General features: G+C 39.7%; 1 protein-coding gene. It reads left to right on the forward strand.

Translation table 11 applies throughout. From position 1 onward, the window contains the following. The first annotated feature begins 187 nt into the window (after positions 1-187). On the forward strand, positions 188-631 hold the full coding sequence (locus F6K49_RS51950; RefSeq protein WP_293110846.1) for a hypothetical protein: 444 nt from the start codon (positions 188-190) through the stop codon (positions 629-631). Positions 632-1,104 lie beyond the last annotated feature (473 nt).

The raw sequence follows: 1,104 nt of genomic DNA on the forward strand, positions 1-1,104 counted from the left end.
TCTTAATGCTATGGCTTTACCTAATCTTTTCGGTGCCTACTTCCTCTGTGGCAAAGTAGTCACTGAACTCAAAGACTATATGGAGCGCTTGAATTCTGGGAAAATAGTTCCCGTAACTCAATCGCAAGCATTCAGGTGATGGGGTTGACAAAAATGGAAGAATGAGGTTTCATGGCTCAAAAGCCTGTTGAACAAAGACAGCCAGACTTCATCAAAACCCCCATCAAGGGATTTAATCAGAAGGTCGATCAGAAGTGATCGCAAAAAAGCGATCGCTTTTTTGCAAGCATATGCGCGTAGCGCACGCTACTTGATGTGCGGTCAGCGGTCAGCTTCAAATAAACCTCTTTTGGGAGAATTTAATAGTTCGAGATTTTATCGAATTGAAAGTCTAGGGAAAAGCCATTGGCCATTGGCCACGCTACTTGAGGTGCTTTGTGGCACAGGCTTTGGCCAAGGCCAAAGCCAAGGCCAAAGCCAAGGCCAAAGCCTGTGCCTTTGGCCACGCTACGCGAATGGCCACGCTACGCGAATGGCCACGCTACGCGAATGGCCACGCTACGCGAATGGCCACGCTACGCGAATGGCCACGCTGTGCGAACGACGCTGGGACGTAACGGCCAATGGCTGATACCTGAATGCTTAGTTTAAAAAGACAATTTTAGCACAACAATTACCGAATATACCAAATAATTAATAAATTGTATACTAGTTTACTGGTTAAATTACTATCCTATCAAATTTCGATCAAAGCTCCCGATTCCCTAAAATTTTTTAATGGTTTTGTCGAAGGCTGCTATTCTACTCGGTTTAAGTCCCAAATAGGTTAATTTTTTAATAAATTTTAACCTGATTTACTGGTTAAAATATAATGCTATCAAATTTAGACCAAAATCATCGATTTTATAACATTTATTAACGTTTATTTGGCTAGGGCATTAATTATACTATATTTATTTACTATTGAGTTATTAGTTTTTATTATTTTTTTTTTTAAATATATAATTATCTCAAATATAAACGCTAGATTTTTACCGGATTTTCGCAAATACCTAGTTCAGCTAAGTGCTTTCACACTCTAGATTTAAGGGGATAGATCGGTGT

The sequence above is a fragment of the Moorena sp. SIO3I6 genome (genome assembly GCF_010672095.1).